A 26,480-nucleotide genomic window follows, 5' to 3' on the forward strand; every position below is an offset into this window, starting at 1 on the left:
ATGAGAGTAGGACGGACAGGCGCCATGTTGACAGAAGCGCGCGCCGGCCGCCAATTTGTTGTCAAAACATCATTGACAACACAACAAAAAGCGCGCATCGTCTCTCCCGCACCGTTCAACGATCCGCTTCATGGCTTCCAATCTCCTGATCATCCTGTCGGACGAACACAGCCCCGGCGTCATGGGCTGCGCCGGCCATGGCGAGGTGTCGACCCCGCACCTGGACGCGCTGGCCGCGTCCGGCACGCGCTTCGCCAACGCGGTGTGCGCCAGCCCCATCTGCGTCCCGACCCGCGCCGCGCTGGCTACCGGGCGGGCCGTGCACGAGGCAGGGTACTGGGACAACGTCGACGCCTACGACGGCGCGGTGCCCGGCTGGCACCACGTGCTGCGCCAGCGCGGGCACGAGGTGGTGTCCATCGGCAAGCTCCATTACCGCGGCGCGCCGGGCGACGACTACGGTTTTTCCGAGAGCCTGCTGCCCATGCACATCCATGGCGGCCGGGGCGAGGTCAAGATGCTGCTGCGCAATCCGCCCGCCTCGCTGGGCGATGGCGCGAACATGCTGGCCTCGGCGCGCGCGGGCGAGTCGGACTACAACCGCTACGACGATCGCATCTGCGAGACGGCGGTCGAGTGGCTGCGGCGCAAGGCGGCGTCGCCCGCCCCGGACAAGCCCTGGGTGCTGATGGTGTCGCTGGTCGCGCCGCATTTTCCGCTGACCGTGCCGGCGCCCTTCTTCGACCGCTACGCCGGGCAGCCGCTGCGCTTGCCCAAGGCCTACCGGTTCGGCATCGACGACGAGGCCCATCCCTTCATCCGGCAATATGCGCGCGAGACCGGCTACAACGTCCATTTCCGCGACGAGTCGGACGTCAGGCGGGCGCTGGCCGGCTACTACGGCCTGGTCAGCTTCCTGGACGCCAAGGTCGGCGCGCTGCTCCAGGCGCTGAAGGCCGGCGGGCTGGACGACCGCACCTGCGTCATGTACTTGAGCGACCACGGCGACAACGTGGGCGCCCGGGGGCTGTGGGGCAAGAGCACCATGTACGCCGAATCGGCGGGCATACCGATGATCCTGTCCGGGGCGGGCATCGCGGCCGGGCGCGTCGAGCATACGCCCGTGGGCCAGACCGACGTCTACGACACGGTGCTCGACGCGGTGGGCGTGCCGGCCGATGCCGGACGGATATCGCCATCGGCCCGTTCGCTGTTGCGGGACCTGCCCGCCGGCCGCGCGGTGCTGTCCGAATACCATACCGTCGGCTCGCGCGCCGGTGTCTTCATGCTGCGCGATGCTCATACCAAGTACGTCCATTACTGCGACCATCCGCCCCAGTTGTTCGACCTGGACGACGATCCGGGCGAACTGCGAGACATCGCCGCGCAATCGCCGGGACGGGTGCAAGCCTGGCGCGAGCGCCTGGCCGAATTCTGCGATCCCGACGAGGTCGACCGCCGCGCCAAGGCCCGGCAGGCCGAACTGATCCGGCGCCATGGCGGAGACGCGGCGATCCGGGCGGGAGCGGGCATAGGGGGGTACACGCCGGTTTCGGCGTGAAGTGAATGTTTTGTGGCGCCTGGCGCCGCGTGATCGACAGAACAGGCAGGAGACATGACATGAAGTATCCCAAGGTCCTACGCGGATTGTTCGCGGCCATGCTGGCCGTCGCGGCCGGCACGGCGCAGGCGCAGCCGGCCGGCGTGCGCGTGCTGGTGGGCTATCCCGCCGGCGGGGCGCCCGATGCCGTGGCGCGTGTGTTCGCCGAGCACCTGCGGCAGGTATCCGGTGTGTCGGTGGTGGTGGAGAATCGCGCCGGCGCGACCGGCAAGCTGGCCATCGACGCCGTGCAGGCGGCGCCCGCCGACGGCCAGACGCTGATGGTGATGCCGGCCAGTTCGCTGCTGCTGACGCCCATGGTGCTGAAGTCCGCCAACTACGATGCCGTCCGGGATTTCGCGCCGGTGTCGGCGCTGGCCGAATATGGCTTCGGCGTAGCACTGGGGCCCGCCGCGCAGGGAGCCACCCTGGCGGAATTCATGGCCTGGGCCAAGAGCCATGCCGACCAGGCCAACTATGCGACCCCCGGCCTGGGCACGCCGCAGCACTTCCTGGGCGCGGAACTGGCCAAGCAGGCCGGCACGCCGCTTACGCACGTGCCCTACCGCGGGGGCGCCAATGCCGTCACCGACGTGCTGGGTGGGCAGGTCGCGGCGCTGATCACGACCGAGCAACTGCTCGTGCCCTACCACGCCCAGGGCAAGCTGCGCCCGGTGCTGATCACTTCGCCGCAGCGCAATGCCAAGCTGCCCGGCGTGCCGACCGCGCGCGAAGCGGGCCTGCCGCAGCTCGAGGCGGTCGATTGGTTCGGCCTGTTCGTCAAGGCGGGAACGCCGGCCGATCGGTTGGCGGAGTGGCGGGCGCGGGCCGATGCGGTAATGGCCAGCCCGGCCTACCGCAAGGCGATCGCCGACCTGGGCTACGCCTTGCCGGCCCGGCCCACGGCCGGGCTCGGGCCCCGGCTGGAGCGCGAGCGGGGGCAGTGGAGCGACCGGATGCGGGTTTCCGGTTTCAAGGCAACGGAATAAGATTTGCTGGGGAGAGCTGGCCGCGCGGATAGCCGGGGCGCGGCTGGCGGTGCGATCTCCCGGCGCGAGGAGCAGGCCATGCAGAAGTTGAGTGCGCAGGACATCGAGCAGGCGATGGCGCGGTTGCCCGAATGGCAACTGGACACGCAGCGGGGCGCCATCCGGCGCCGGTTCCAGTTCGAGGATTTCAGCCAGGCTTTCGCGTTCATGACGCGCATCGCCCTGTACGCGGAAAAGAACGATCACCATCCCGAGTGGTCCAACGTCTACAACCGGGTGGACGTCACGCTGACCACCCATGACGCGAACGGCCTGACGCAGCGCGACATCGACCTGGCGCGCCATGCCGACGAAGCCGCGCGGGCCCACTCCAGGTAAGAGGCCAGGATGAAGCAGCCATCCACCGCGCCCAAGCACGGTCTGGCCGCCGGCGACGGGAGCCGGCCGGAACGGGCGGACTGGACCGTCGACCAGGGCTGGGAACATTACACCCAGGAAGAACACGCGGTCTGGAAATTCCTGTTCGAACGGCAGTCCAGGTTGGTGCCGGGCCGCGCCTGCCGCGAATTCGAGGCGGGCATGCGCGACCTGCCCATAGGCGCGGACCAGATTCCCGATTTCCGGCGCCTGAGCGAGGTGCTGTCCCGGCGCACCGGCTGGCAGGTCGTGGCCGTGCCCGGCCTGGTGCCCGACGACGTGTTCTTCGAGCATCTGGCCAACCGGCGCTTTCCCGCCGGGCAGTTCATCCGCCGCGCCGACCAGCTCGACTACCTGGAAGAGCCCGACGTCTTCCACGATGTCTTCGGTCACGTGCCCATGCTGATGAATCCCATCCTGGCGGATTTCGTGCAGGCCTACGGCGAAGGCGGGCTGCGGGCCCAGCGCATGGGCGTTCTGCCCAACCTGGCGCGGGTGTACTGGTACACCGTGGAGTTCGGCCTGGTGCAGCAGGCCGAGGGCCTGCGCATCTATGGCTCGGGCATCATCTCGTCGTACGCGGAAAGCCTGTTCGCGCTGGACGACCCCTCGCCCAACCGGGTCCGCTTCGAACTGGAGCGCGTGATGCGGACGCACTATCGCATCGACGATTTCCAGGAGACCTATTTCGTGCTGCACGACCTGGAAGAACTGCTGGAGCTCGCGCGGGTCGATTTCGCGCCCATCTACCAGCGCATCCGCCAGCAGTCCGAACTGGAGCCCGGCATCCTGCTGCCGGAAGACGACATCATGACCCGGGGCATCGGCACCTACCATGCCGCGCGGGCGCAAGGGAACTGAGATGGCATCGACACACACGGGCCGGCGTACGGTGATGGTTACCGGCGCGGCCGGAACGCTGGGCGGCGCCGTTGCCGCGGCCTTCGCCGCCGAAGGCGCCAACCTGGTGCTGCTGGACCGCCGCGAGGCGCGGCCGCCGGCGGGGCTGGATGCGGCTTCGTGCCTGGCCCTGGCGGTGGACCTGCTGGACGCCGGCCAGGTCGCGGACGCCGCGGGCCGCGCGCGCGACCGCTACGGCGCGATCGACGTGCTGTGCAACATCGCGGGCGGTTTCCGCATGGGCGAGGCCGTGCACGAGACCAGCGATGCCACCTGGGATTTCCTGCTGGACCTGAACGCCCGCAGCATCATCCATACCGCGCGCGCCGTCGTGCCCGGCATGGTGGAGCGGGGCGAAGGCCGGATCGTCAACGTCGCCGCCCATGCCGCCCAGCGCGGGGTGGCCGGCATGGGCGCTTATTGCGCCTCGAAAAGCGCGGTCATGCGGCTGACCGAATCGATGGCCGCGGAGCTGCGCGAACGGGGCGTGAACGTCAATGGCGTCATGCCCACCATCATCGACACGCCGGAGAACCGGCGCGACATGCCGGATGCCGATCCCGCGCGCTGGGTGGCGCCGGCCGACCTGGCCGAAGTGATCCGCTTCCTGGCCTCGCCGGCGGCGCGCGCCATCCATGGCGCGGTGGTGCCGGTGACGGGCCTGTCCTGAGCGCCGTTCAGGACAATTCGGCGTTCAGCGGGGCCAGTTCGGCGATGACGTCCGGCAGCGGCCGGGCACCCGCGGGCAGGTTCAGGCTGACGTGATGCGTGCCGGCCTCGCGCATGCGCGCGAGGATGCCGGCCAGCGCCCGCACGCCGGTGCGGTAGCCCAGTTCGATGGTTTCGGCGGGCGCATCGGGGCGGTCCAGCAGTTCCACGCGCATGGCGACGCCGAAGGCGCGGAACTGGCCGGGCGCGGCGCGCGCCACCGCCTGGCGCCACATGGCGTGGCGGCCGCGCTGGACCTCCGGCGGGCGGTGGTAGGTGGTCCAGCCCACCGCATGGCGGGCGATCCAGTCCAGGCTCTGGCCGGCCGAGCCGACGGCCAGCATGGGCACGGGGGTAGCGGGGTGTGGCCGCAGGCTGAAGGCCACGGGCGGGTCGTCCTGCAAATCGGGCACGACGCGCGGCGGAGTGTCCAGCGCGGCCGACACCTGTTCCCAGCGGGCCCGGAAATCCTCGCGCCGGGTGGCGGAGTCCCGGCCGAACGCCAGGTATTCGGGCGGGCGGTCGCCCGATCCCAGTCCCAGCACGAAGCGCCCCGGCGCCAGCGCGGCGACCGAGACGGCGCCCTTGGCGACGTGCAGCGGATGGCGCAGCGTCAGCACGATGGCGCCGGTCACGAGGTGGATGCGCCGGGTTCGCCCCGCCAGGGCGCCCAGCCATGTCCAGGGATCGAGATGGCCGATGGCCTCGGGATAGCCCGGATGGTTCAGCGGCACGTCGCGCACCCAGAGCGCGGCGAAGTCCGCCGCCTCGGCCTGTGCCGCGAGTTCCAGCTGGCGGGGGAAATCGACTTCGCGCTGGCCGGCATGTTCGGCGGCGTCGACCCAGGGCAGGGCCAGGCCCAGCGTCAGCCGGTCGGCCCGGAACAGGGGCGTCGCCGCGCTCATGGCCGCCCTATAGGGGTTCCATGCCGTTCTTGCGCTTGATCCCCGCGGCCTCGGCGCTGGCCATGAAGGCCAGCAGCTTGCGTACGGTGTCCGGCTGGGCGGACGTGGCCGCCACGCCGGCGGAGAACGTGGTCATGATCTGCAGGCCGGGAGGCAGGGGCCCCACGATGTCGATGCCCGGCACGTTCATCATCTCGCTCAGTTGCTGGAAGCCGAGATCGACTTCGCCCTTGGCGATCAGGGTGCCCACCGGGACGCCCGGCTTGGACTGGACGGTGCGGTCCTTGATCTGGTCGGCGATGCCCCAGCGCTCGAACAGCTTGGACAGGTAGACGCCGCTGGGGCCGGTGGAGTAGCCGATCGTGCCTCCATCCAGCACGGCCTGCTTGACCGCGGCCTCGGAGCCGAGGTCCGGCCGCGGCGCGCCGGCGCGCACGGCCACGTAGACGCCCGACTCGACCAGGTCCACGCGGCTGCCCGCCACGATGTGCCCGGCTTCGGTCATCTGGTCGATGACGTTGGCGGCCAGCACGATGGCGTCGAAGGCCTCGCCGGACTGCACGCGCCGGGCGGCATCGACGCCGCCGACCGACTCCACCAGGACGTCCTGGGCCTGCGCCTGGGGGTACTGGGCGACGAGATCGGCAAGCAGCTGCTTGGTTGCCATCGAGGAAAGGATGTGGATCTGGGATGCCATGGTTTGCTTCCTGTGAGTCGGCGGCCGGCACGGCCCTGCCCGCAGATTAGAACATAGGGGCGTTGGGCGACGAGGCGCCGCTCTTGCGCGAAAGGCCACTCACGAGCGATGCATCAGGATGTTGACCAGGTTGCCGAACGGATCGCGCACGTAGAAGCGCCGCACGCCCCAGGCTTCGTCGCAAGGTCCGTAGACGATCTCGGCCCCGTGCGCGCGGGCGCGCGCCAGCACTTCGTCCACATCGTCGACCTCGATGGACAGGGCCGGCACGGGCGTGCCCGAACCTCCCTCGCTGGCCACGCTGACCTGCGGTGTCTGGCTGCCGCCGGAGGCGAAGGTCATGAGCCAGCCGTGGTCCATGACCACGTCCAGGCCCAGCAGCCTGCCGTAGAACTCCCGCGCGAGGGCGGGGTCGGGGGTGGTGAGGTTGGCGACGATGCGGCGAACGGTCATGGCGGTCGAGCTCCGGAAGCGAATCGTGACCGGAGATTTTATCGCCCGCGATGCTCTCGGCTGGAAGCGCGCGCCGCCCGTGGGTAAAGTGGAGGCTTGTCCATGCAAGCCTCGCCGTCTTGAATTCCGCTCCATCCGCCGATCCCCGCCTGGTCCGCCTGCGCCGCATGAAGCTGAGCGCGTTGGGGCTGCTTGCCGCGTCGCTGGCGGGCTTCGGGCTCAGCCATGCCATGGGCGGACAAGGCGCCTGGGCCTGGGTGCGGGCCTTCTGCGAGGCCGCCACGGTCGGCGCGCTGGCCGACTGGTTCGCCGTGGTGGCGCTGTTCAAGCGGCCCATGGGCCTGCCGATTCCCCATACCGCCATCGTCCCCGCCAACCAGGCGCGCCTGGGGGACAATCTGGCCGTGTTCGTGCGCGACCATTTCCTGGCGCCGGATGCCCTGCTGGCAAGACTCCAGGTGTTCGATCCCGCGGGCAGGCTGGGCGCATGGCTGAGCGAGCCGGCCCAGGCGCGCATGGCGGCGGGCATGGCGCGCACCTGGCTGTCCCAGGCGCTGGACCTGCTGGACGAGCGGGCCGTGCGCGAGGCCATCCAGTCCTTCGTCGTCGCGCGCCTGCGCGCCTGGGATGCGGGGGCGACGGCGGGCGAAGTGCTGGGATTGCTGACGCGCGACGGCCGCCACCATCAACTGCTGGACGAGGCCCTGCGGCGCCTGGGAGGCTACCTGGACGACGAAACCGTCAAGGAGCGAGTGTCGGACCTGATGGTGAAATACGCCCGCAAGGAATGGCCCAAGATTGTCGGGACCGTGAATCTGGTGAAGCCGGTCGACCGCATCGCGGACAATCTGGCGGATCGATTGGCCCGCGCGCTGCTGGACGAGCTGCACGAAGTCTTGTCGCGGCCGGAGCATCCGTTGCGCCAGGATTACGAGGCCTGGGTGGCGGACTACGTGGCGCGCCTGCGCGACGATGCGCAACTGCGCGAACAGATCGACGGCATCAAGGCAAGGCTGATCGATCATCCGTCGGTGCAGGAGTACGTGCAGGGCCTGTGGGTCGAGATCCACGCCGCCCTGCGCCGCAACCTGGACAGCCAGGACTCGCCGCTGGCCCGGCACCTGGAGCGGAGCCTGTCGGGGCTGGGGCGCCAGCTGGCCGCCAATCCGGCCTTGCGCGAGGCGATCAACGAGCACGTCATGACCGGCGCGCGCAGCCTGGCGGGCCGCCTGCGCGAGGGCGTCACCGAGCACATCGCGCAGACCGTCAAGGGGTGGGACGAAGGGCGGCTGGTGCAGGCGCTGGAGCTGAGCGTGGGGCCCGACCTGCAATACATCCGCTACAACGGCACGCTGGTGGGCGGACTGATCGGGATCGCGCTGCACGCGCTGGTGCTCGCTTTCGGCGGCTGAGCGGCGGGCGGACCCGGCCGCGCTACGCTGCGTCGTCGCGCAGCGCCTCGGCGCGGGCGGATCCGCCGCGCAGGATGCAGGCCGCGGCCACGGCCGCGCACAGGGTCAGCACCGCGCCGACGGCGGCCGACAACTGCAGCGCATCGACGAACGCCGCGCGCGCCACCGCCAGCATGGCGTCGGCTTGCGGCGTGGGCAGGGCAGGCGCCACCGCCACCGCCGCGCCCAGCGTTGACGAGGCGGTCTCGGCCACCTGCGCGGGGATGCCGTCCGGCATGCCCGCGGACAGGCCGGCGCGGTAGATCATCGTGCCCAGGCTGCCGAATATCGCGATGCCGAGCGCGCCGCTGAATTCGGCGCTGGTTTCGGAAATGGCGGAAGCCGAACCGGCCCGCTGCGGGGGCGCCGAGGTGATGATCATTTCGTTGCCGATGGTGAACACCGGCGCCATGCCCAGGCTCATCACGATCAGGCCCGCCATGATGGCCTCGAGTCCGTAGGGGCGGTCGGCCAGCAGCACCAACAGGAAGCCGGCGGTGGCCGCGAGCAGGCCGCCCACGAAGATGGACAGCGGCGGCACGCGCCGGGCCAGGCGCGGGGCGAGCAGCGAGCCCGCGACGAAGCCCAGCGCCCACGGCACGGTGACCAGGCCCGCCCGCAGCGGATCAAGGCCCAGCACCAGTTGCAGGTATTGCGTGATGAAGATGTAGACGCCGAACATGGCGAGGCAGGACAGCGCGTAGGCGGCGATGGCCGCGCTGAAGGCCGGCCGCATGAACAGGTCCAGGTCCAGCAGCGGATAGGGCAGGCGCCGCTGCCGCCGCACGAAGGCCACGCCCACCGCGAACCCCGCCACGATGATGGCGCCGGCGGTCCATGACGCCCCGTGCTGGGCGATCTGCTTGAGGCCGTAGATCATGGCCAGCACGGCGAACAGGGACTGCGCCACGCTGGGCGGGTCGATGCGGCCCGCGTCCGGATCGCGGTATTCCGGCAGCAGCACCGGGCCGAGCGCCAGCAGGAGCAGCATCACCGGCACCGCGACCAGGAAGACCGATCCCCACCAGAAGAACTGCAGCAGCACCCCGCCCACCAGCGGCCCGATGGCGCTGCCGAGCGAGAAGCTGGCGATCCAGACGCCGATCGCGAACTGGCGCTCGTGCTCATCGTGGAACATGTTGCGGATCAGGGACATGGTCGATGGCGCCAGGGTGGCGCCCGCGATGCCCAGCAGGGCCCGCATGGCGATCAGCATGCCCGCGCTGTCGGAGAAGGCCGCGATGGCCGAAGCGACGCCAAACGCCGCGGCACCGATCAGCAGCAGCTTGCGCCGCCCGATGCGGTCGCCCAGGGTGCCCATGGTGATAAGCAGGCCCGCGACCAGGAATCCGTAGATGTCGATGATCCACAAGAGCTGCGAACTGGAGGGATTCAACTGCGCGCTGATGGCGGGCAGGGCCAGGTTGAGCACGGTCAGGTCCATCGCGTAGACCATGCAGGGCAGCGCGATGACGGCCAGTCCTATCCATTCCTTGCGGGTGGCTTTGAGAGACGGGGGGGATGTCATGGAGGAATCAGTGGGAGGGGAGGACTTGGGCAGCGCGTGCCAATAGAAGTTCCTGTTCGCGCAGGTTGCGGGTCATGGCGGCGGCGCGCAGGAATTCCTCGCGCGCCTCGGCGTGGCGTCCGAGCTTGTGCAGCAGGTCGCCGCGCACGCTGGGCAGCCAGTGATAGTTGTCCAGGGCCGGTTCCGAACGCAGCGCGTCCGCCAGCGCCAGCCCGGCGGCCGGACCGAACGCCATGCCGACCGCCACGGCGCGGTTCAGTTCGACCACGGGCGAGGGAGCGACCTGCGCCAGGGCATCGTACAAGGCCACGATGCGTTCCCAGTCGGTCTCGTCCGGCGTGCGGGCCCGGGCGTGGCAGGCGGCCAGCGCGGCCTGCAGCGCATAGGGGCCGTGGGCCCCGTCCAGGGCCTCGGCCCGGGCCAGGGCGGCCAGGCCGCGCCGTATCAGCAGCGGATCCCAGCGCGCGCGGTCCTGTTCCATCAGCAGCACGGGACGCCCGTCGGCGTCGGTGCGGGCCGGCAGGCGCGAGGCCTGGATCTCCAGCAGTGCGCACAGGCCATGGGCCTCGCCCTCGTCCGGCGCCAGCTCCGCCAGCACGCGCGCCAGCCGCAGTGCCTCGCCGCACAGGGCCGGCCGCATCCAGTCGTCGCCGGCCGTGGCCGAATAGCCTTCGTTGAAGATGAGGTAGATCACTTCCAGCACCGATTCGAGCCGGGCCTCGCGCTCTTGCGTGCGAGGCACCTCGAACGGCACCTTGGCCGCCGACAGCGAACGCTTGGCGCGCACGATGCGCTGGGCGATGGTGGCCTCGGGCACCAGGAAGGCGCGCGCGATCTCGCCGGCCGTCAGGCCGCCCAGCAGGCGCAGCGTCAGCGCGACGCGGGCGTCGGTGGACAGGAGGGGATGGCAGGCGGTGAAGATCAGGCGCAGCAGGTCGTCGCCCACTTCGTCGTCGCGTGCCGCCTCGACCAGGGCTGCCGGGTCCGGCGCATGGCCGGCGCCCAGCACTTCGGTCTCGTGGCCGTACTCCTCGTGCTTGCGCGCATGCAGGGCGGCCTGGCGCAGGCGGTCCAGCGCCCGGTTCTTCGCGGTGGTCATCAGCCAGGCTCCGGGGTTGTCCGGCACGCCACCTTCGGGCCATCGTTCCAGCGCGGCCACCAGCGCGTCCTGCGCCAGTTCCTCGGCCAGGCCGACGTCGCGCACCAGCCGCGCGACGCCCGCGATGATGCGGGCCGATTCGATCCGCCAGACGGCTTCGATGGCACGGTGGGTGGCGGCCTGGGTCACAGGCTCAGCCCTGCTCGACCGTGGCCGGGTCCATGTAGAAGACCTCCCATGCATGGCCGTCCGGGTCGTCGAAGCCATGGCTGTACATGAAGCCGTGGTCCTGCGGAGGCCGCGGCGCCGTGCCGCCGGCGGCCAGGGCCTTGCGCACCATGTCGTCGACGGCTTCCCGGCTGTCGCAGGTCAGGGCCACCAGGACTTCGGTGCTTTGCCGGGCATCGCTGATCGGCTTGCTGGCGAAACCGCGGAAAAAATCCGTGGTGAGCAGCATGGCGTAGATGTTTTCGCCGATGACCATGCAGGCGGCCTTTTCGTTGGTGAACTGGGCGTTGAAGGTGAAGCCGAGCTGGCCGAAGAAGGCCTGGGTGCGCGGCAGGTCGGCGACGGGCAGGTTGACGAAGATCTGCTTGTGCATGACGGATTCCTTGGAAAGAGTTGGACGCGCGGTGGGTTATCGGCTGGCCGTTTCCAGCTTGCGGAAGCGGTCTACCGCTTCGCTCGGGCCGAGGTCATCCAGCTCGAAGAGCTCGCGCACCTCGATCTCGCCATCGGCCTCGGAGCCCATGGGCGACGGAAAGCGCCGGGCCCATTCCATGGCCTCCTCGCGCGAGCGCACCTGGATCAGCGTGTAGCCGGCGATCAGTTCCTTGGTCTCGGTGAACGGGCCGTCGATGACCGAGCCCTTGCCGGCGCGGTAGCGCACGCGCCAGCCCCGGGACGACGGCTTCAGGCCGTTGGCGTCCAGCAGCACGCCGGCCCGGGCCAGTTCCTCGTGGTAGGCGGTCATCGCGGCAAGCAGGGGTTCCTCGGGCATGACGCCGGCCTCGGTGTCGGCGGTGGCGCGGACGATGATCATGAATCGCATGGCGGTTTCTCCGGTGGTGGCAAGCCCGCACGTGGGCTTCTGTCCCTACGACGATCGGGACGGGCCGGAATCGACATGGCGGAGCCGGCCTAGGGAAACTACCTAACCGGGTGGCTCAGCGGTAGCAGGGCGCCACTTCCCGCACCTCGATCGTGCACCATTGCGCCGCCGGGCAGGTTTGCGCGATGGCCACGGCTTCCTCGCGCGTGGCGCAGTCCAGCAGGAAGAAGCCGCCTATCATTTCCTTGGCTTCGGCGAAGGGCCCGTCCACCAGGCGGGCGCGACCGTCCCGTTTCTGCACTCGCACGGCGCTGTCCTGCGAGGCCAGCGATTCGGCGGCCAGCAACAGGCCCCGCGTCTTCAGGTCGGCGCCGAAGGCGACCATGCGGTCGTAGAGGTCGCGGCCGGCCTCCTCGCTGCGCTCGGCGCGCTGGCCGGTGGGTTCGACGATGAGCAGCATGTAGGCCATGGGGACTCGCAAGAGAGGGCCGCTGGGCGCGGCCGGCGAAGGCGGAGCGCCCGATTCTTGCAGATTTTGAGTCTTTTTTCATCGCCGGGCCGCCCCAAGATGAAAAAGCGCCCCCTTGGGGGGCAGCGCAGCCCGCGAAGCGGGCAAGCGTGGGGGCATTTTTCATGACAGCGTGTAAGTGCGAGGACGGCTGCGATTCAGATGGGTAACTGATAGGACTACAACTTTTTCTCGTTTGCCTGTCCCGCCGGCCGCGGGTGAAATGCTTGCCATGTCGCCGCGGGGCATCGGAAGGCGGGCCTGCTTCCCGGGCCGTCCGGCGGGAAGGAGACGTGATGAGGCAAGGAAGTGCAGCGGTGGCCACGGGCCGCCGCCGGTGGCTGGCGGCAGGCGTCGCGGCCGTGGGCGTCGCGGCCGCCGTGCCGGCGATGGGACAGCAGCCGGCCTGGCCGGCGCGGCCGGTGCGCATCGTGGTGCCCTATGCGCCCGGCGGCGGCGTGGACGTGATCGCCCGGGCCCTGGCCGAGCGCCTGGGGCAGAAATGGGGCCGTCCGGTCATCGTCGAGAACAAGCTGGGCGCGGCCTCCATCATCGGCGCCGACGCCGTCGCCAAGGCGGCGCCCGACGGCCATACCCTCTTGGTGACGAGCGAATCGACCATCACCAGCAATCCCTTCCTGTATGACAAGCTGCCCTACGACGCCGTGCGCGACCTGACGCCGATCTCGCAACTGGTCAGCCTGCCGCAGATGGTGCTGGCGCATCCTTCGGTGCAAGCCGGTTCGCTCGACGACCTGGTGGCGCTGGCCAAGGCCAGGCCCAACGAGCTGAACTACGCCTCGATGGGCTCGGGCAGCCTGCCCCACCTGCTGTTCGAGGGGCTGCGCCACAAGACGGGCATACAGATCACCCAGATACCCTACAAAGGCATCATGCCGGCCGTGACGGCGCTGATCGGCGGCGAGGTGCAGCTGGCCATGGTGGGCGCGGCCATCGCCGAGCCCCATATCCGCGCCGGCAAGATGAAGCCGCTGGCCATCGCGCGGGCCAGCCGGCTGTCGTCCGAGCCGAACGTGCCCACCCTGGCGGAAGCCGGCTATGCCGACATCGATCCGCGCGAATCCTGGTTCGGCCTTTTCGCCACCGGCGGCACGCCCGATGCCGTGATCCAGCGCATCCATGCCGACGTGAAGGCGATCGCCGCCGACCCGGAATTCCAGCAGCGTTTCGTGGCCGCGCGCGGCTTCGATCCGGTGTTCTCGTCGCCGGCGGCGTTCACCGCCGCGCTGCGCGACGAGATGCGTCACAAGGAAGGCCTGATCCGCCTGACCGGAGCCAAGGCCGACTAATGGGCATGCAGTCAGCAAGATGGCGCGAGGCGGCCGGACACGTGGCCGGCCTGCCCGCGCGCGAGGAGTTCGTGATACGGGGCGGCCATGTGATGACCATGGCCGACGGCGTGGACGACCTGCCGGATGCCGACGTCCATGTCCGCGACGGGACGCTGGTGGCGATCGGCCGGGGGCTGAGCGTACCGGGCGCGCGGGAACTGGATGCGCGCGGCATGATCGTGATGCCGGGTTTCGTCGACACGCACTGGCACCTGTGGAACTGTTCGCTGCGCGCGCTGATCAGCGGCGACGACGCAGCGCGCGGCTATTTTCCTGTGACCTTGTCCATGGGGCCGCGCTTCACGCCGGACGACTCCTATCACTCGGTGCGGCTGGGGCTGGCCGAGGGCCTGGCCAGCGGCATCACGACGGTGCACAACTGGTCGCACAACACCCGCACGCCCGACCACGCGCGCGCGGAACTGGCGGCCATGCGCAGCCTGGGCGTACGGGGCCGCCTGGCCTACGGCTGGGGACAGGACCTGCCGCTGGACCGCGCGATGGACCTGGCGGGTCTGGCGGAAGTCGCCCGGACCGAGAGCGGCGATCCCATGATCCACCTGGGCGTGGCGCTGCGCACGCCGGTATCCAATCCGCGCGGCACCGTGCCCATCGACGTCGTGCGCACCGAGTTCGCGGGCGTGCGGCGCCTGGGCCTGCCGATCACCATGCATGCGCGCCCCGGCGTGGTGTCGGTGCTGGACGCGCACGGCCTGCTGGGCCCCGACCTGCAACTGGTGCATCCCCAGGGCGTGTCGCCGCAGGAACAATCGCGGCTGGCCGCCTGCGGCGTCTCGTTTTCGTGTTCGCCGGTGATCGAGGTGTTGTACGCCCAGGCGTCGCGCGGCGTGATCCAGTTCCACGAGCTGGAGTGCGCCTGCGTGCGGCAAAGCCTGTCGGTGGACAGTTCGTCGGCCGCGGCCAACGCCGATTTCTTTTCCTGCATGCGTACCCTGCTGTGGTCGCATCGCCAGCGGTTCGGCGCCGAGGTCCCGCTCACGGCGCGCCGCCTGCTGCGGCTGGCCACGCTGGACGGCGCGCGCGATCTGGGCATCGCGGACCGCGTCGGTTCGCTCGAGGCGGGCAAGCGGGCCGACGTCATCCTGGTTCGCACCACCGACCTGAACATGGCGCCGGTGGTGGATCCGGCTTTCTCGCTGGTCTATTCGGCCCAGCCGGCCAACGTGGACACCGTCATCGTCGACGGGCGCGTATTGCGCCGGCACGGGCAATGGACCGCCTGCGACCCTGCGCAGATCGTGCGCGATGCGGCGCAGTCCGTGCGCGAACTGACCGCCCGCTGAACGCGCGCCGGCCGCCGGGCCGGCGCGGCGTCAGCCCCGTTCCCCGAATTCCTTGCAATGGGCCGCAAGGTGGGTGCGGAAGGACGCGGCCGCCGGCGACAGCGAGCGGCCGGGCTGCGTGACCAGTTCGATCTTGCGATACACCATGGGGTCGTGCAGCACGCGAAAGCGCGCGCGCTTCGAGCGGGCCAGCAGCCCCGCGTAGGACGGCAGCACCGCGATGCCCAGGCCGGCCTCGACCAGGCCGATGGCCGACCACAGATAGTGCACCTCGAAGCGCGGCTCGGCCGCGATGCCCGACTGGTGCAGCACGCGGTCGATCTGCGGCAGCGAGCCGCTGGACTGCGGCACCACGATCATGGGCTGGCTGGCCAGGTCGGCCCACGCCAGGTCCCGCCGACGGCGCGCCAGCGGCCACGCGCTGGGGATCATGGCGCCCAGCGGATGGCGCATCAGCAGGCTGCGGTCCAGTTCCACCTCGTTGCCGGTGAACACGCCCACGCCCAGGTCGACCTCGCCCTGCTGCACCTGCCGCAGGATGACGTCGACCGGCGCGTCGGACATGCGGACTTCGATGGCGGGATGGGCGGCCTGGAAAGCGGCGATGGCATCGGGCAACAGCGTGGCCGCCATGACCGGCGTGGTCGCCACGGTGACGCGCCCGCGGCGCATCTGCACCAGGTCCTGCGTGCGGCGTATGGCTTGTTCCACTTCGCCCAGGATGCGTTCCGCATGCTGCAGGAATTCCGCGCCGGCCTCGGTGACCGCCAGCTTGCGCGTGGACCGGTCCAGCAACTGCAGGCTCAACTGGCCTTCTAGCTCGCGCACCAGCAGGCTGGTGGCGGACTGGGTCAGGTGCAGCCGCCGCGAGGCCGCGGTGAAACCGCCGCAATGCACGACTTCGACGAACGCGCGCATCTGGCGCAGGGTCACATTCATAAGGCAACGCCACCTATTCCTGCCTGGTCGCGGCAAGTATAGGGGCTGGCGGCGGCCTCCGCGCCGGGCACATACCCGGATCAGGTGGGCTGCGCCCCCGAGGGCGTGTCGGCGCTCTCGACATTGGACAGGGCCGCGATCAGCTTCGCGTTGAACGCCGGCAGGTCGTCGGGCTTGCGGCTGGTGATCAGGTTGCCGTCCAGCACGACTTCTTCGTCCACCCACTGTCCGCCGGCGTTGCGGATGTCGTCCTGCAGCGATGGCCAGCTGGTCAGTTGCCGGCCATCGACCATGCCGGCCGACACCAGCAGCCAGGGACCGTGGCAGATGACGGCCACCGGCTTGCCCGTGTCATGGAGGGCCTGCACGAAGCGCTGGGCGCCCTTGTCGGTGCGGATGACATCCGCGTTGAAGACGCCGCCGGGCACGACCACGCCGGCGTAGCGGGTGGGGTCGGCGTCGTTCCAGCTCGCCTCCACGTGGAAGCGGTCGGCCTTCTCGTCATGCTTCATGCCCCGGATCTCGCCGGCCTGGGCGGAAAGGATGTGCACGGTGGCGCCCGCGCGTTCCAGTGCTTCCTTCGGGCTCTTCAGTTCGACCTGTTCGAAATTGTCGGTTGCCACGATGGCAACGGTGAGTCCTTGCAATGGCTTGGCCATGTCGATCTCCATAGTGGGGCGCCGCGTGCGCAGCCGCATGTACCAGCAAGCGGCGTGCCCGTGGACGGCTGGATCCGGGATGCGGTTCCGGATGGGCGCACGCCGGCGCGCAGGGGGATCGGGCTTGGGGGTATACCCCGGGCCGCGGTATATGGCGCGGTATATGATTACGTGCAAATGTCCGAGAACCCGCCGCACCCGCCATCGCCGCCCGGGCACGCCAGCCCCCACCCGCCTTCCGACCTTGCTTCACCGGTAGAAGACCAGCGTCAGCTGATCCTGGCGCTGATCGGAATCTGCGCGGTCGTGATGCTGGTGGCGCTGGATTCGACCATCGTCGGCACCACGCTGCCGCGCGTGGTGGCCGAACTGGGCGGCATGCCCCTGTATGCCTGGGTCGGCACGGGGTATCTGCTGGCCTCGGCCATCGTCATTCCCATCTTCGGCCGCCTGGGCGACCTGTTCGGCCGCAAATATTTCATTCTCGTCTCGCTGGGCCTGGTGTCGCTGGGCTCGGTGCTGTGCGGCATCAGCCAGTCCATGCCGCAGCTGATCGCCGCCCGCACCCTGCAGGGCGTGGGCGGCGGCATGATGATCGCCACCGCCTTCGCGGCGCCCGCCGACCTGTTCCCCGACGCCATGCGGCGGGTGCGCTGGCAGGCCCTGATCTCGACCTCGTTCGCGGTGGCCAGCGGCATCGGGCCGCTGCTGGGCGGGGCGATCACCGAGGCCTTCGGCTGGCGGGCGGCCTTCTTCGTCAGTCCGGTGATGGGCGTGGTCGCCTTCGTGATGCTGTGGCGGTATTTCCCGCCGCTCAAGCCCAGGCACGACACGCCACCCCGCATCGACTGGCTGGGCGGGGCGCTGCTGGCGCTGGCCGTGGGCACGCCCATGGCGGCGCTCGAACTGGGCTTCTCCACCGATCCGCGTCCGGTGCTGGGCCTGGCGTTCCTGGCGGTGGCCGTCGTGTCGGTTTTCCTTCTGGTGCGGTACGAGCGCCGGCTGGAGCAGCCCATGTTTCCGCTGCGCGTGCTCGAGCGCAGGGAATCGCGCCTGTTGAACGTCGTCGGCGTGATGACCGGGGCGGTGATGTTCATCCTGATCTACTACGGCCCGTTGCTGTTGCAGGTGGAGGTGGGACTGAGCCCGACCCAGGCGGGCATGATCCTGGCGCCGCTGGTGGCCTGCATACCGATAGGCAGCGTCATCAACGGCCGCCTGTTTCCGCGCCAGAGCCAGCCTCAGCGGCTGATGGTGTTCGGCGCGCTGTTGCTGGCCGTGGGCTGCCTGGGGGTGATGTTCCTGGAGCGCGGGTCGTCCATGGCCTTCGCCGTCGTCTCGTTCGGCCTCGCCGGCGTGGGCATGGGTTTCATCATTCCCAACCTGACGCTGTTCATGCAGATGATCGCCGAGCGCCGCGACGTGGGCGTGGCCTCGGCGCTGATCCAGACCATGCGCACCCTGGGCAGCGCGGTGGGCACCGCGCTGGTGGGGCTGATCATCGCCCGCACGTCGGTCAATACCGGCATCGAGGCCGGCATGGTGATGGCCATCGTGTTCTGCGCCGTGATGATGGTCCTGTCCCAGCGCATCAAGATGAAGAACGTGCGCCGCTGAGCGTTGCGGCGCGCGGCGTTCCCGCGTTCAGTGCAGGAAGGTGTGGTAGACGACCAGCCCGGCGATGACCCCCGCCGCCACCAGCCACGACAGCCGGTTGACCCATTGCGTGGGCAGGTGCAGGGCATGCGCGCCGCCGCCCGCGGCCACCGGCCTGGCCATGCGCGGCGGCCGGGGCGAGGGGCGCTCCAGCGCCCGGCAAGCGCAGACCGAGAACAGCGCGAAGAAATTGTCCATCATCTTGCGCGCGATCTTCTCGGCCTGGTCGGTGCGCAACTGGCTGAGCTTGCCTTCCAGGTCGGCATGGGCGTTGTACGAGACGCGGGTGCCGTCGCCTTCGGGCGTCAGCCGGATGTCGGCGTGCCCCTTGGCCGATCCGGCCATGCCGCCTTCGCCCTCGAAGGTGAGGTGGTAGGAGTTCGGGGCCTGGATATCGGTCAGCTGCAGCCGCCCGTGGAAGCGGGCCGACAGGGGACCGACCTCGGCCCGCAGGTTGATCCGGTATTCGTTCTCGGAGAGGCGCTCGACTTTTTCGCATCCGCTGATACAGACCTTGAGGGTCTCGGGAGCGACGAGCTTGTTCCAGGTGTGTTCCTGGGACGCTGGAATCAGGCGCGAACCGGATATGTCCATGGTGAGTCTCCTTGGCCTTGGGGGCAGGGCCTGCGTGCCTGCCGTGTTGGCTGGCCGGCCGGTCTGTGCCGGCGGGGCTGGGGCGGTGACGTCCTTGTGGTCAATGTGCCACTAATCGCCATGGGTGTCCAGACGGGCTCAGCCGGTGCGCAGGTCCGGCAGGGTGCGGGGGCGCCGCTGATGGTCGGTTGCCACGTAGACCAGGGTGGCCTCGGTAACCTTGACGACTTCGGAGTTGAGCCGGATACGCTCGGCGTAGACCTCGACCGCGACCGTGATCGAAGTGCGGCCCGTCTTGACGATGTGGGCGTAGAAGCTGAGCAGGTCGCCCACGAACACCGGTTCCTTGAATACGAACGAGGTCACGGCCACGGTGGCGACGCGGCCGTTGGCGCGGCTCTGGGCGGGCACCGAGCCGGCCAGGTCGACCTGGGCCATGATCCAGCCGCCGAACACGTCGCCCGACGGGTTGGCGTCGGCTGGCATGGGAATGACGCGCAGCACCGGCATCTGGCCGGCGGGCAGCGAATCGGGGGCGGGGGGAGGATAAGGTAGCGAATCGGTCACGCAGGGCTCCAGGGAAAGACACTCGGTGGCACGGGGGCCATGCGGGAAGTGTATGCCCGGCCGGGGCGGGGCACCGGCCCACGGTACAATTTCCGCCGGTTCCTCCACGGTTGCAAGCATGGAAGCCAAGTGGCTCGAAGATTTCATCGCGCTGGCCGAAACCCGTTCGTTTTCGCGGGCGGCCGAGCTGCGACACATCACGCAGCCTGCCTTCTCGCGCCGCATCCAGGCCCTGGAGGCCTGGGTCGGCACCGATCTGGTCGACCGCGCCGTCTATCCCACCCGCCTGACGCCCGCCGGCGAGACCTTCCGCGCCGAGGCCATCGCCATGCTGGCCAAGCTGGACGAGACCCGGGCCATGCTGCGCGGCATGCGCCCCGCCTCGCAGGCGGTGATCGATTTCGCCGTGCCCCATACCCTGTCGCTGACCTTCTTTCCGCGCTGGCTGAGCCGCATCCGGGCCGAAGCCGGCCTGCCGGACTTCACGGCCCGCCTGATGGCGCTGAACGTGCACGACGCCGCCATCAGCCTGGTCCAGGGCGGCAGCGACCTGGTCATGGTCTATTACCATCCCCGCCTGCCGGTCCAGCTCGATCCGCGCCACTACGACATGCTGGTACTGGGCAGCGAGGCGGTCTACCCCTATGCGCGCGGCAAGCCCGACGGCATGCCGGAGTACGTGCTGGGCGAGGGCGGCCCGGTGCCCTACCTGGCCTATGCGCCCAACGCCTACCTGGGCCGCATCGTCGACCTGATCCTGGCGCGCGCTCAGCCCCGGCCGCCGCTGGACGAGCGCTATGAAACCGACATGGCCGAGGGCCTGAAGGCCATGGCGCTCGAAGGCCACGGCGTGGCTTTCCTGCCCGAGAGCGCGGTCACCCGCGAGGTCGCCTCGGGCCGCCTGGCCTGCGCGGGCGAGGCCTATACCGAGACCATGGAGATCCGGCTCTACCGCGAGCGCGCGCCGGCCAGCGCCCCCGCCAAGCCGCTGGTCGACGCCCTGTGGGGCTACCTGTCGGGAACGCGCTAGGCTTTCCGCGCCCGGGCATTTTCCTGGCAATGCAAAAAAAACATTGGCCAATGCGAACACGGCATTGGCGCTATCGCGGAGCGCCTGCCTATAGTGTTTTCCATCGGGCGCCGCATGGTGCGGCGGCCTTTCCGATGGACATCGAACATGAGCAGCAATGCCGCTTCCGGCCTCTTCCGCATCGAACACGACCTGCTTGGCGAGCGCGAGATTCCCGCCAATGCCTACTGGGGCATCCATTCCCTGCGCGCCCGCGAGAATTTTCCGATTTCCGGCGCGACCATAGGCGGCCAGGCCGACCTGGTGCGGGCGCTGGCCTGCGTGAAGCTGGCGGCGGCCCGCGCCAACCAGGACCTGGGCGTGCTGCCCGCCGAACGGGCCGGGGTGATCGTCCAGGCCTGCCAGGAGATCATCGAGGGCGCGCTGCATGACCAGTTCATCGTCGACGTGATCCAGGGCGGGGCGGGCACCTCGACCAACATGAACGCCAACGAGGTGATCGCCAACCGCGCGCTGGAACTGCTGGGCGAGAAGAAGGGCCATTACGACGCCCTGCATCCGATTCAGGACGTGAACGCCTCGCAAAGCACGAACGACGTCTATCCCACCGCGCTGCGCATCGCCATGTGTTTCTCGTTGCAGCGCCTGCTGGTGGCGATGGCGGAGCTGCGCGGCGCCTTCGAGGCGAAGGCGCTGGAGTTCGACGACGTGCTGAAGATGGGTCGCACGCAATTGCAGGACGCCGTGCCGATGACGCTGGGGCAGGAGTTCCTGACCTATGCCGTCATGCTGGGCGAGGACGAGGCGCGGCTGGGCGAGGCCCGGACGCTGATGGTGGAAGTGAACCTGGGCGCGACCGCGATCGGTACGGGCATCAATACCGATCCGGACTACAGTCCGCTGGCGGTGCAGTACCTGGCCGAGATCACGGGACTGCCGCTGGTGCGCGCGGCGAACATGATCGAGGCGACGCAGGACACGGGCGCGTTCGTGCAGTTGTCGGGCGTGCTGAAGCGGGTGGCCTGCAAGCTGTCCAAGACCTGCAACGACCTGCGTCTGTTGTCGTCGGGCCCGCAGTCGGGGCTGAACGAGATCAACCTGCCGGAGCGGGCGGCGGGCAGTTCGATCATGCCGGGGAAGGTGAATCCCATCATTCCGGAAGTCGTGAATCAGGTGGCGTTCGAGGTCATCGGCAACGACATGACGATCACGATGGCGTCCGAGAGCGGCCAGCTGCAGTTGAACGCCTTCGAGCCCATCATCGCGTGGAGCCTGGTCAAGAGCATTTCCCACCTGGAAGCGGCATGCACCACGTTGACGCACAACTGCGTCAAGGGAATCACGGCGAACCGCGAGCGGCTGGCGCAGGCGGTCAAGCGCTCGGCGGGGCTGGCAACGGCCTTGAACCCGGTGCTGGGCTACGAGGCGGCGACGCGGATCGCGCGGGATGCCATGCGGACGGGGCGGCCGGTGGCCGACCTGGTGCTGGAAGCCGGGCTGCTGGATGCGGAAACCCTGGAGCAGGTGCTCAAGCCGGAGGTGTTGACGCGGCCCTACCGGTTCAAGAAGGTGGCGGTTTAGTTTCCGCATACCCGCGATCATCGCGTCAAAAGGAATTTCTCCGATTCAAGATAGTTGCCGCCGATCCAGGGCACAGCGGGTCCGGCTTCGCCGGTCCGCCAGTGCCGCCCCCGGGGGGGCACGCGAAGCGTGTAGGGGGGAGCCCCCATTTGTTGCTACACTCGGCCGACATTAGCTATTAGTTACGGAAGGGGGATTCCATGAAGAAGCTCGTGCTGCTCTCCGCCGCGCTGACCCTGGTCGCCGCGTCGTCTGTATCGGCGCAAGACCTGACTGGCCGGCTCAAGAAGATCAAGGACTCGGGGACGCTGACGCTCGGCTATCGCGATTCCTCCATTCCCTTTTCCTACCTGGACGACAACCAGAAGTCCATCGGCTACTCGATGGACATCTGCTACAAGATCGCCGATGCGGTCAAGAGCCACCTGAAGCTGCCCAAGCTCAACATCGCGCTTTCCCCGGTCACCTCGGCCACCCGCATCCCCCTCATTGCCAACGGCACGGTCGACCTCGAGTGCGGGTCCACCACCAACAACGCCGAGCGCCAGCAGCAGGTGTCGTTCGCGCCGACCACGTTCGTGACGGCCACGCGCTTCGTCGCCAAGAAAAGCTCGAAACTGAACGATCTTTCCGACTTCAAGGGTAAGACCGTCGTGTCGACGGCCGGCACCAGCAACCTGAAGTGGCTGACCGAGACCAACGGCAAGGAAAGCCTGGGCATGCAGATCATCCCGGCCAAGGACCATGCCGATGCCTTCCTGATGGTCGACAGCGGTCGCGCCGCGGCGTTCTTCATGGACGACATCCTGCTGTACGGACTGGTGGCCAATTCCAAGAGCCCGGACCAGTGGATGGTCAGCAGCAAGGCCTATACCGTCGAGCCCTATGGCATGATCGAGCCCAAGGACGACCCCGCGTTCAAGAAGGTGGTGGACGACGCGGTCGTGGCGTTGATGAAATCCGGCGAGGTCGAGAAGCTCTACCAGAAGTGGTTCAACTCGCCCATCCCGCCGCGCAACGTCAACCTGAAGGTGCCGATGAGCGACGCGCTCAAGAAGGTCATCGCCAACCCGACCGATTCGGGCGATCCAGCGGCCTATCGCTGATGCGGAGCCGGCCGGCCAGCCAGCCGGCCATGCGCCTCGGATGATCAAGCAGGACTCCAGGGGACCCGAGCGGTCCCCTGTTTCCATGGGGCCGGCGCTGTGCCGGGCCGGGTAAGCACGGCGGAGCCGCGATGAACTACAACTGGAACTGGAAGATATTCTGGGAACTGTCACCCGACGGCCAGGGTACCTACATGGATACGCTGCTGTCGGGCCTGCAATGGACGCTGGCCACGGCGCTGGCGGCATGGGTGATCGCCTTCGTGCTGGGCTCCATCGTCGGCGTGGTACGCACCACGCAGGTCAAGTGGGCCGTCCGCCTGGCCGGGGCCTATGTGGAGCTGTTCCGCAACATCCCGCTGCTGGTGCAGCTTTTCCTGTGGTATTTCGTGTTGCCTGAACTGCTGCCCGAGGCGCTGGGCAACGCCATCAAGCAGATCGCGCCGCCGTGGGGCGCGTACTGGCCGGCGGTGCTGTGCCTGGGGTTCTTCACCTCGTCGCGGGTGGCCGAGCAGGTGCGGGCCGGCATCGAGTCGCTGCCGCGCGGGCAGCGCATGGCGGCCACGGCGCTGGGGCTGCGCGGCACGCAGGTCTATCGCCATGTGCTGCTGCCCATCGCCTATCGGGTGATCCTGCCGCCGCTCACGTCCGAGTTCATGAACATCATCAAGAACTCGTCGGTCGCCATGACGATCGGCCTGCTGGAGTTGACGGGCCGTGCCCGGTCGATGCAGGAGTTCAGCTTCCAGGTGTTCGAAGCCTTCGCGGCGGCCACGGTGCTGTACCTGATCGTCAGCCTGGTGGTCGTCACCTTCATGCGCTGGGTCGAGCGGCGTGTGGCCGTGCCCGGGTTCATCGGGCCCGCGCGCGACGGCTCGCACTGAAGGGGGCGGACATGTTCGGCGATTTCGATTTCGACGTCATCTGGCGCACGGCGCCCTACCTGTTCAAGGAGGGCATGACCTTCACCCTGACGCTGACCGCGATGGCGACGGCGGGCGGCATCGTCTTCGGCACGTTGCTGGCGATGATGCGGCTGTCGCGCTTCGGCTGGCTGTCGGCCGTGGCGGGTACCTACGTGAATCTGATGCGTTCGCTGCCGCTCCTGCTGGTGATCTTCTGGTTCTATTTCCTCGTGCCCTACATCGGCGCGTGGATCATCGGGTCGTCCACGCCGATCAAGGTCGGCGCCTACTGGTCCTCGGTAATCACCTTCACGATGTTCGAGGCGGCCTTCTTCTGCGAGATCATGCGGGCCGGCATCCAGTCGATTTCGCGCGGGCAGACCTACGCCGCCTATGCGCTGGGCCTGAACTACTGGCAGGCCATGGGCAGCGTGATCCTGCCGCAGGCCTTCCGCAACATGATCCCTGTGTTGTTGACGCAGACGATCGTGCTGTTCCAGGACACGTCGCTGGTCTATGTGCTGTCGATCACGGATTTCCTGGGCGCGGCGTCGAAGGTGGCGCAGCGCGACGGGCGTCTGGTGGAGATGTATGTGTTCGCGGCGGTGGTGTATTTCATCATCTGCTTCGCCGCGTCGAGGCTGGTGCGGCGGTTGCAGCAGCGGGTGGCGATCGTCCGCTGACGGGGCCCGGAATACTTTCAGGAGAATCTCGAATGATCGAGATCAAGCATGTGAGCAAGTGGTACGGGTCTTTCCAGGTGCTGGCCGATTGCTCGACTTCGGTGGCGACGGGCGAGGTGGTGGTGGTGTGCGGGCCCTCGGGGTCGGGCAAGTCGACGTTGATCAAGACGGTCAATGCGCTGGAGCCGTTCCAGGAAGGGGAGATCGTGGTGGATGGCATTTCGGTGGGCGACGCGAAGACGGACCTGCCGAAGCTGCGATCGAAGGTGGGGATGGTGTTCCAGCATTTCGAGCTGTTTCCTCATCTGTCGGTCATGGACAATCTGACGCTGGCCCAGGTGAAGGTGTTGGGGCGGGGGAAGGATGAGGCGGTGGAACGGGCGCGCAAGCTGCTGGACCGGGTGGGGTTGAAGGCGCAGCAGGAGAAGTTTCCGGGGCAGTTGTCGGGAGGGCAGCAGCAGCGGGTGGCGATCGCGCGGGCGTTGTCGATGGATCCGGTCGCGATGCTGTTCGACGAGTCGACGTCGGCGCTGGATCCGGAGATGGTGAACGAGGTGCTGGATGTGATGGTGGATCTGGCCAAAGAGGGCATGACGATGATGGTGGTGACCCACGAGATGGGGTTCGCCAGGAAGGTGGCGCATCGGGTGGTGTTCATGGATGGCGGGAGGATCGTGGAGGACACTGACAAGGATGCGTTCTTCGATCCGTCGGCGCAGCGGTCCGAGCGGGCGCGCCATTTCCTGTCGAAGATCTTGCCGCATTGATTGGTAAGAGGGGAGGGCGACCTGTACGGCTGCTCCGCCTACCAGGACAATCCTTCTTCCCGCTCGCGCCGCCGGTGCGCGAAGCGTTCCGCCAGGAAGTCCACGAAGGCGGTGGTCTTGGCGGACAGGTTCTGGCGCTCGGGATACAGCGCGAAGATGTCGGCCGAGGGGGTGTGCCAGTCTTCCAGGACGGCCACCAGCCTGCCCGAGCGCAGGTAGGCGCCGACCTCCCACTCCGAACGCATGATGATGCCGTGGCCTTCCAGGGCCCAGTACAGGGCGCTTTCGCCGTCGTTGGCGCTGAGCGGGCCGCGGACCTTGACGGTTTCGGTGCGGGTGCCCGAGCGCAGGTGCCAGGTGCCGTAGGCGGTGTCGCTTTCGCGGATGACGATGCAGGGGTGGCGGGCCAGGTCGCGCGGGGATGCGGGTGGCGGGTGGCGCTTCAGGTAGATGGGCGAGGCGCACAGCAGGCGGCGGTTGGAGGCGATCTTGCGGGCGGTCAGGCGGGCGTCGGGCAGGTCGCCGATGCGGATGCAGACGTCGAAGGATTCGTCCAGCAGGCTGGCGGGGCGGTCGGTCAGGTGGAGCTGGGCCTGGACGGCGGGGAAGCGCTTGAGGAAGTCGGAAAGGGCGGGGGCGATGTGGTGGCGGCCGAAGCCCAGGGTGGCGTTGATGCGCAGCAGGCCGCGGGGTTCGTCGCGGCTGCGGCCGACCGTGTGTTCGAGTTCCTCGACGTCGGCCAGGATGCGGTTGCCTTCGCGCAGGTAGAGTTCGCCCTCGTGAGTCAACGCGATGCGGCGGGTGGTGCGGTTGAGCAGGCGCACGCCCAGGCGCTGCTCCAGCCGCTGCAGGCGCTTGCTGACGGCGGGGGTGGACAGGCCCAGTTCGCGGGCGGCGGCCGACAGGCTGCCGTGGCGGATCAGGAGCGAGAAGAAAGCGAGGTCGGAGATGGTGTCCATCGTTAACTTCAGTTCAACAATGGTTTTTATCTCGTTCAATTATGAAGGGCAAGCGCGAGATACACTTGATCC

28 protein-coding genes are annotated in these 26,480 nt (G+C 68.7%); 15 read left to right on the forward strand and 13 right to left on the reverse strand.

Annotated features, from left to right (window positions below; all coding sequences use genetic code 11):
* Positions 1-130 precede the first annotated feature (130 nt).
* From EGT29_RS04280 to EGT29_RS04300, 5 genes are read left to right on the forward strand one after another with little or no spacing between them, the layout of a single operon-like run.
* Entirely contained in the window at positions 131-1,561 is a 1,431-nt protein-coding gene (locus EGT29_RS04280) for a sulfatase-like hydrolase/transferase (RefSeq protein ID WP_124687856.1), read from the forward strand.
* A 59-nt stretch (positions 1,562-1,620) separates the two neighbouring features.
* Positions 1,621-2,589: a tripartite tricarboxylate transporter substrate binding protein gene (locus EGT29_RS04285; RefSeq protein WP_124687857.1), complete on the forward strand. Its 969-nt coding sequence runs from the start codon at positions 1,621-1,623 to the stop codon at positions 2,587-2,589.
* Positions 2,590-2,592: 3 nt separating this feature from the next.
* Complete coding sequence (locus EGT29_RS04290) at positions 2,593-2,967, forward strand: 4a-hydroxytetrahydrobiopterin dehydratase (protein ID WP_370282780.1); 375 nt, start codon at positions 2,593-2,595, stop codon at positions 2,965-2,967.
* A gap of 9 nt (positions 2,968-2,976) precedes the next feature.
* Positions 2,977-3,867 carry a phenylalanine 4-monooxygenase gene (gene phhA, locus EGT29_RS04295; RefSeq protein WP_124687859.1) on the forward strand — a complete coding sequence of 297 codons (891 nt, stop codon included), beginning with the start codon at positions 2,977-2,979 and terminating at the stop codon, positions 3,865-3,867.
* A 1-nt stretch (position 3,868) separates the two neighbouring features.
* Positions 3,869-4,576: an SDR family NAD(P)-dependent oxidoreductase gene (locus EGT29_RS04300; RefSeq protein ID WP_192901794.1), complete on the forward strand. Its 708-nt coding sequence runs from the start codon at positions 3,869-3,871 to the stop codon at positions 4,574-4,576.
* Positions 4,577-4,583: 7 nt separating this feature from the next.
* On the opposite strand, the gene EGT29_RS04305 is transcribed toward EGT29_RS04300, so the two are convergent.
* From EGT29_RS04305 to EGT29_RS04315, 3 genes are all read right to left on the reverse strand, one after another.
* A complete protein-coding gene (locus EGT29_RS04305; protein WP_124687861.1) occupies positions 4,584-5,519 on the reverse strand; it encodes a TIGR03571 family LLM class oxidoreductase in 936 nt (311 codons plus the stop codon).
* Positions 5,520-5,526: 7 nt separating this feature from the next.
* Positions 5,527-6,216, reverse strand: coding sequence for a substrate-binding domain-containing protein (locus EGT29_RS04310; RefSeq protein WP_124687862.1), 690 nt, complete (start codon positions 6,214-6,216; stop codon positions 5,527-5,529).
* A gap of 99 nt (positions 6,217-6,315) precedes the next feature.
* Positions 6,316-6,669: a VOC family protein gene (locus tag EGT29_RS04315; RefSeq protein WP_124687863.1), complete on the reverse strand. Its 354-nt coding sequence runs from the start codon at positions 6,667-6,669 to the stop codon at positions 6,316-6,318.
* A gap of 167 nt (positions 6,670-6,836) precedes the next feature.
* Here EGT29_RS04315 and EGT29_RS04320 point away from each other — a divergent pair, with 167 nt between their 5' ends.
* Positions 6,837-8,081, forward strand: coding sequence for a DUF445 domain-containing protein (locus EGT29_RS04320; RefSeq protein WP_124692210.1), 1,245 nt, complete (start codon positions 6,837-6,839; stop codon positions 8,079-8,081).
* A 22-nt stretch (positions 8,082-8,103) separates the two neighbouring features.
* Here EGT29_RS04320 and EGT29_RS04325 read toward each other — a convergent pair whose 3' ends face one another.
* From EGT29_RS04325 to EGT29_RS04345, 5 genes are all read right to left on the reverse strand, one after another.
* Positions 8,104-9,648: an MFS transporter gene (locus EGT29_RS04325; RefSeq protein WP_192901795.1), complete on the reverse strand. Its 1,545-nt coding sequence runs from the start codon at positions 9,646-9,648 to the stop codon at positions 8,104-8,106.
* A gap of 7 nt (positions 9,649-9,655) precedes the next feature.
* Complete coding sequence (locus tag EGT29_RS04330) at positions 9,656-10,936, reverse strand: RNA polymerase sigma factor (protein WP_124687864.1); 1,281 nt, start codon at positions 10,934-10,936, stop codon at positions 9,656-9,658.
* Between the two features lie 4 nt (positions 10,937-10,940).
* Positions 10,941-11,348: a VOC family protein gene (locus EGT29_RS04335; RefSeq protein ID WP_124687865.1), complete on the reverse strand. Its 408-nt coding sequence runs from the start codon at positions 11,346-11,348 to the stop codon at positions 10,941-10,943.
* A 36-nt stretch (positions 11,349-11,384) separates the two neighbouring features.
* Entirely contained in the window at positions 11,385-11,798 is a 414-nt protein-coding gene (locus EGT29_RS04340) for a YciI family protein (RefSeq protein WP_124687866.1), read from the reverse strand.
* Positions 11,799-11,913: 115 nt separating this feature from the next.
* Positions 11,914-12,267, reverse strand: coding sequence for a YciI family protein (locus tag EGT29_RS04345; protein ID WP_124687867.1), 354 nt, complete (start codon positions 12,265-12,267; stop codon positions 11,914-11,916).
* 335 nt (positions 12,268-12,602) lie between these two features.
* Between EGT29_RS04345 and EGT29_RS04350 the strand changes: the two genes are divergently transcribed.
* Together EGT29_RS04350 and EGT29_RS04355 are read left to right on the forward strand one after the other, a co-directional pair.
* Positions 12,603-13,616, forward strand: coding sequence for a tripartite tricarboxylate transporter substrate binding protein (locus EGT29_RS04350; protein ID WP_124687868.1), 1,014 nt, complete (start codon positions 12,603-12,605; stop codon positions 13,614-13,616).
* Positions 13,617-13,621: 5 nt separating this feature from the next.
* Positions 13,622-14,962, forward strand: coding sequence for an amidohydrolase family protein (locus EGT29_RS04355; protein WP_124687869.1), 1,341 nt, complete (start codon positions 13,622-13,624; stop codon positions 14,960-14,962).
* A 30-nt stretch (positions 14,963-14,992) separates the two neighbouring features.
* Here the strand turns inward: EGT29_RS04355 and EGT29_RS04360 are convergent, their stop codons facing one another.
* Together EGT29_RS04360 and EGT29_RS04365 are read right to left on the reverse strand one after the other, a co-directional pair.
* On the reverse strand, positions 14,993-15,901 hold the full coding sequence (locus EGT29_RS04360; RefSeq protein WP_124687870.1) for a LysR family transcriptional regulator: 909 nt from the start codon (positions 15,899-15,901) through the stop codon (positions 14,993-14,995).
* 80 nt (positions 15,902-15,981) lie between these two features.
* Positions 15,982-16,560 carry a type 1 glutamine amidotransferase domain-containing protein gene (locus tag EGT29_RS04365; RefSeq protein WP_124687871.1) on the reverse strand — a complete coding sequence of 193 codons (579 nt, stop codon included), beginning with the start codon at positions 16,558-16,560 and terminating at the stop codon, positions 15,982-15,984.
* Positions 16,561-16,737: 177 nt separating this feature from the next.
* Between EGT29_RS04365 and EGT29_RS04370 the strand changes: the two genes are divergently transcribed.
* Positions 16,738-18,177 carry an MFS transporter gene (locus tag EGT29_RS04370; RefSeq protein WP_124687872.1) on the forward strand — a complete coding sequence of 480 codons (1,440 nt, stop codon included), beginning with the start codon at positions 16,738-16,740 and terminating at the stop codon, positions 18,175-18,177.
* Positions 18,178-18,204: 27 nt separating this feature from the next.
* Here EGT29_RS04370 and EGT29_RS04375 read toward each other — a convergent pair whose 3' ends face one another.
* A complete protein-coding gene (locus EGT29_RS04375; RefSeq protein ID WP_124687873.1) occupies positions 18,205-18,810 on the reverse strand; it encodes a CoxG family protein in 606 nt (201 codons plus the stop codon).
* A 138-nt stretch (positions 18,811-18,948) separates the two neighbouring features.
* The gene (locus EGT29_RS04380; protein ID WP_124692212.1) at positions 18,949-19,320 is read right to left on the reverse strand and encodes an acyl-CoA thioesterase; all 372 of its coding nucleotides are present in this window, start codon (positions 19,318-19,320) and stop codon (positions 18,949-18,951) included.
* Positions 19,321-19,495: 175 nt separating this feature from the next.
* Between EGT29_RS04380 and EGT29_RS04385 the strand changes: the two genes are divergently transcribed.
* From EGT29_RS04385 to EGT29_RS04410, 6 genes are all read left to right on the forward strand, one after another.
* Positions 19,496-20,407, forward strand: coding sequence for a LysR family transcriptional regulator (locus EGT29_RS04385; protein ID WP_124687874.1), 912 nt, complete (start codon positions 19,496-19,498; stop codon positions 20,405-20,407).
* Positions 20,408-20,554: 147 nt separating this feature from the next.
* Positions 20,555-21,988 carry an aspartate ammonia-lyase gene (gene aspA, locus EGT29_RS04390; protein WP_124687875.1) on the forward strand — a complete coding sequence of 478 codons (1,434 nt, stop codon included), beginning with the start codon at positions 20,555-20,557 and terminating at the stop codon, positions 21,986-21,988.
* A 200-nt stretch (positions 21,989-22,188) separates the two neighbouring features.
* A complete protein-coding gene (locus tag EGT29_RS04395) occupies positions 22,189-23,094 on the forward strand; it encodes an amino acid ABC transporter substrate-binding protein (protein WP_124687876.1) in 906 nt (301 codons plus the stop codon).
* 131 nt (positions 23,095-23,225) lie between these two features.
* On the forward strand, positions 23,226-23,978 hold the full coding sequence (locus EGT29_RS04400; RefSeq protein WP_124687877.1) for an amino acid ABC transporter permease: 753 nt from the start codon (positions 23,226-23,228) through the stop codon (positions 23,976-23,978).
* Between the two features lie 11 nt (positions 23,979-23,989).
* The gene (locus tag EGT29_RS04405) at positions 23,990-24,682 is read left to right on the forward strand and encodes an amino acid ABC transporter permease (protein WP_124687878.1); all 693 of its coding nucleotides are present in this window, start codon (positions 23,990-23,992) and stop codon (positions 24,680-24,682) included.
* Positions 24,683-24,714: 32 nt separating this feature from the next.
* Positions 24,715-25,449: an amino acid ABC transporter ATP-binding protein gene (locus tag EGT29_RS04410; RefSeq protein ID WP_124687879.1), complete on the forward strand. Its 735-nt coding sequence runs from the start codon at positions 24,715-24,717 to the stop codon at positions 25,447-25,449.
* A gap of 38 nt (positions 25,450-25,487) precedes the next feature.
* Here EGT29_RS04410 and EGT29_RS04415 read toward each other — a convergent pair whose 3' ends face one another.
* On the reverse strand, positions 25,488-26,408 hold the full coding sequence (locus EGT29_RS04415) for a LysR family transcriptional regulator (RefSeq protein WP_124687880.1): 921 nt from the start codon (positions 26,406-26,408) through the stop codon (positions 25,488-25,490).
* Positions 26,409-26,480: the final 72 nt, after the last annotated feature.

It is taken from the genome of Pigmentiphaga sp. H8 (genome assembly GCF_003854895.1).
Classification (GTDB): Bacteria; Pseudomonadota; Gammaproteobacteria; order Burkholderiales; family Burkholderiaceae_B; genus Pigmentiphaga.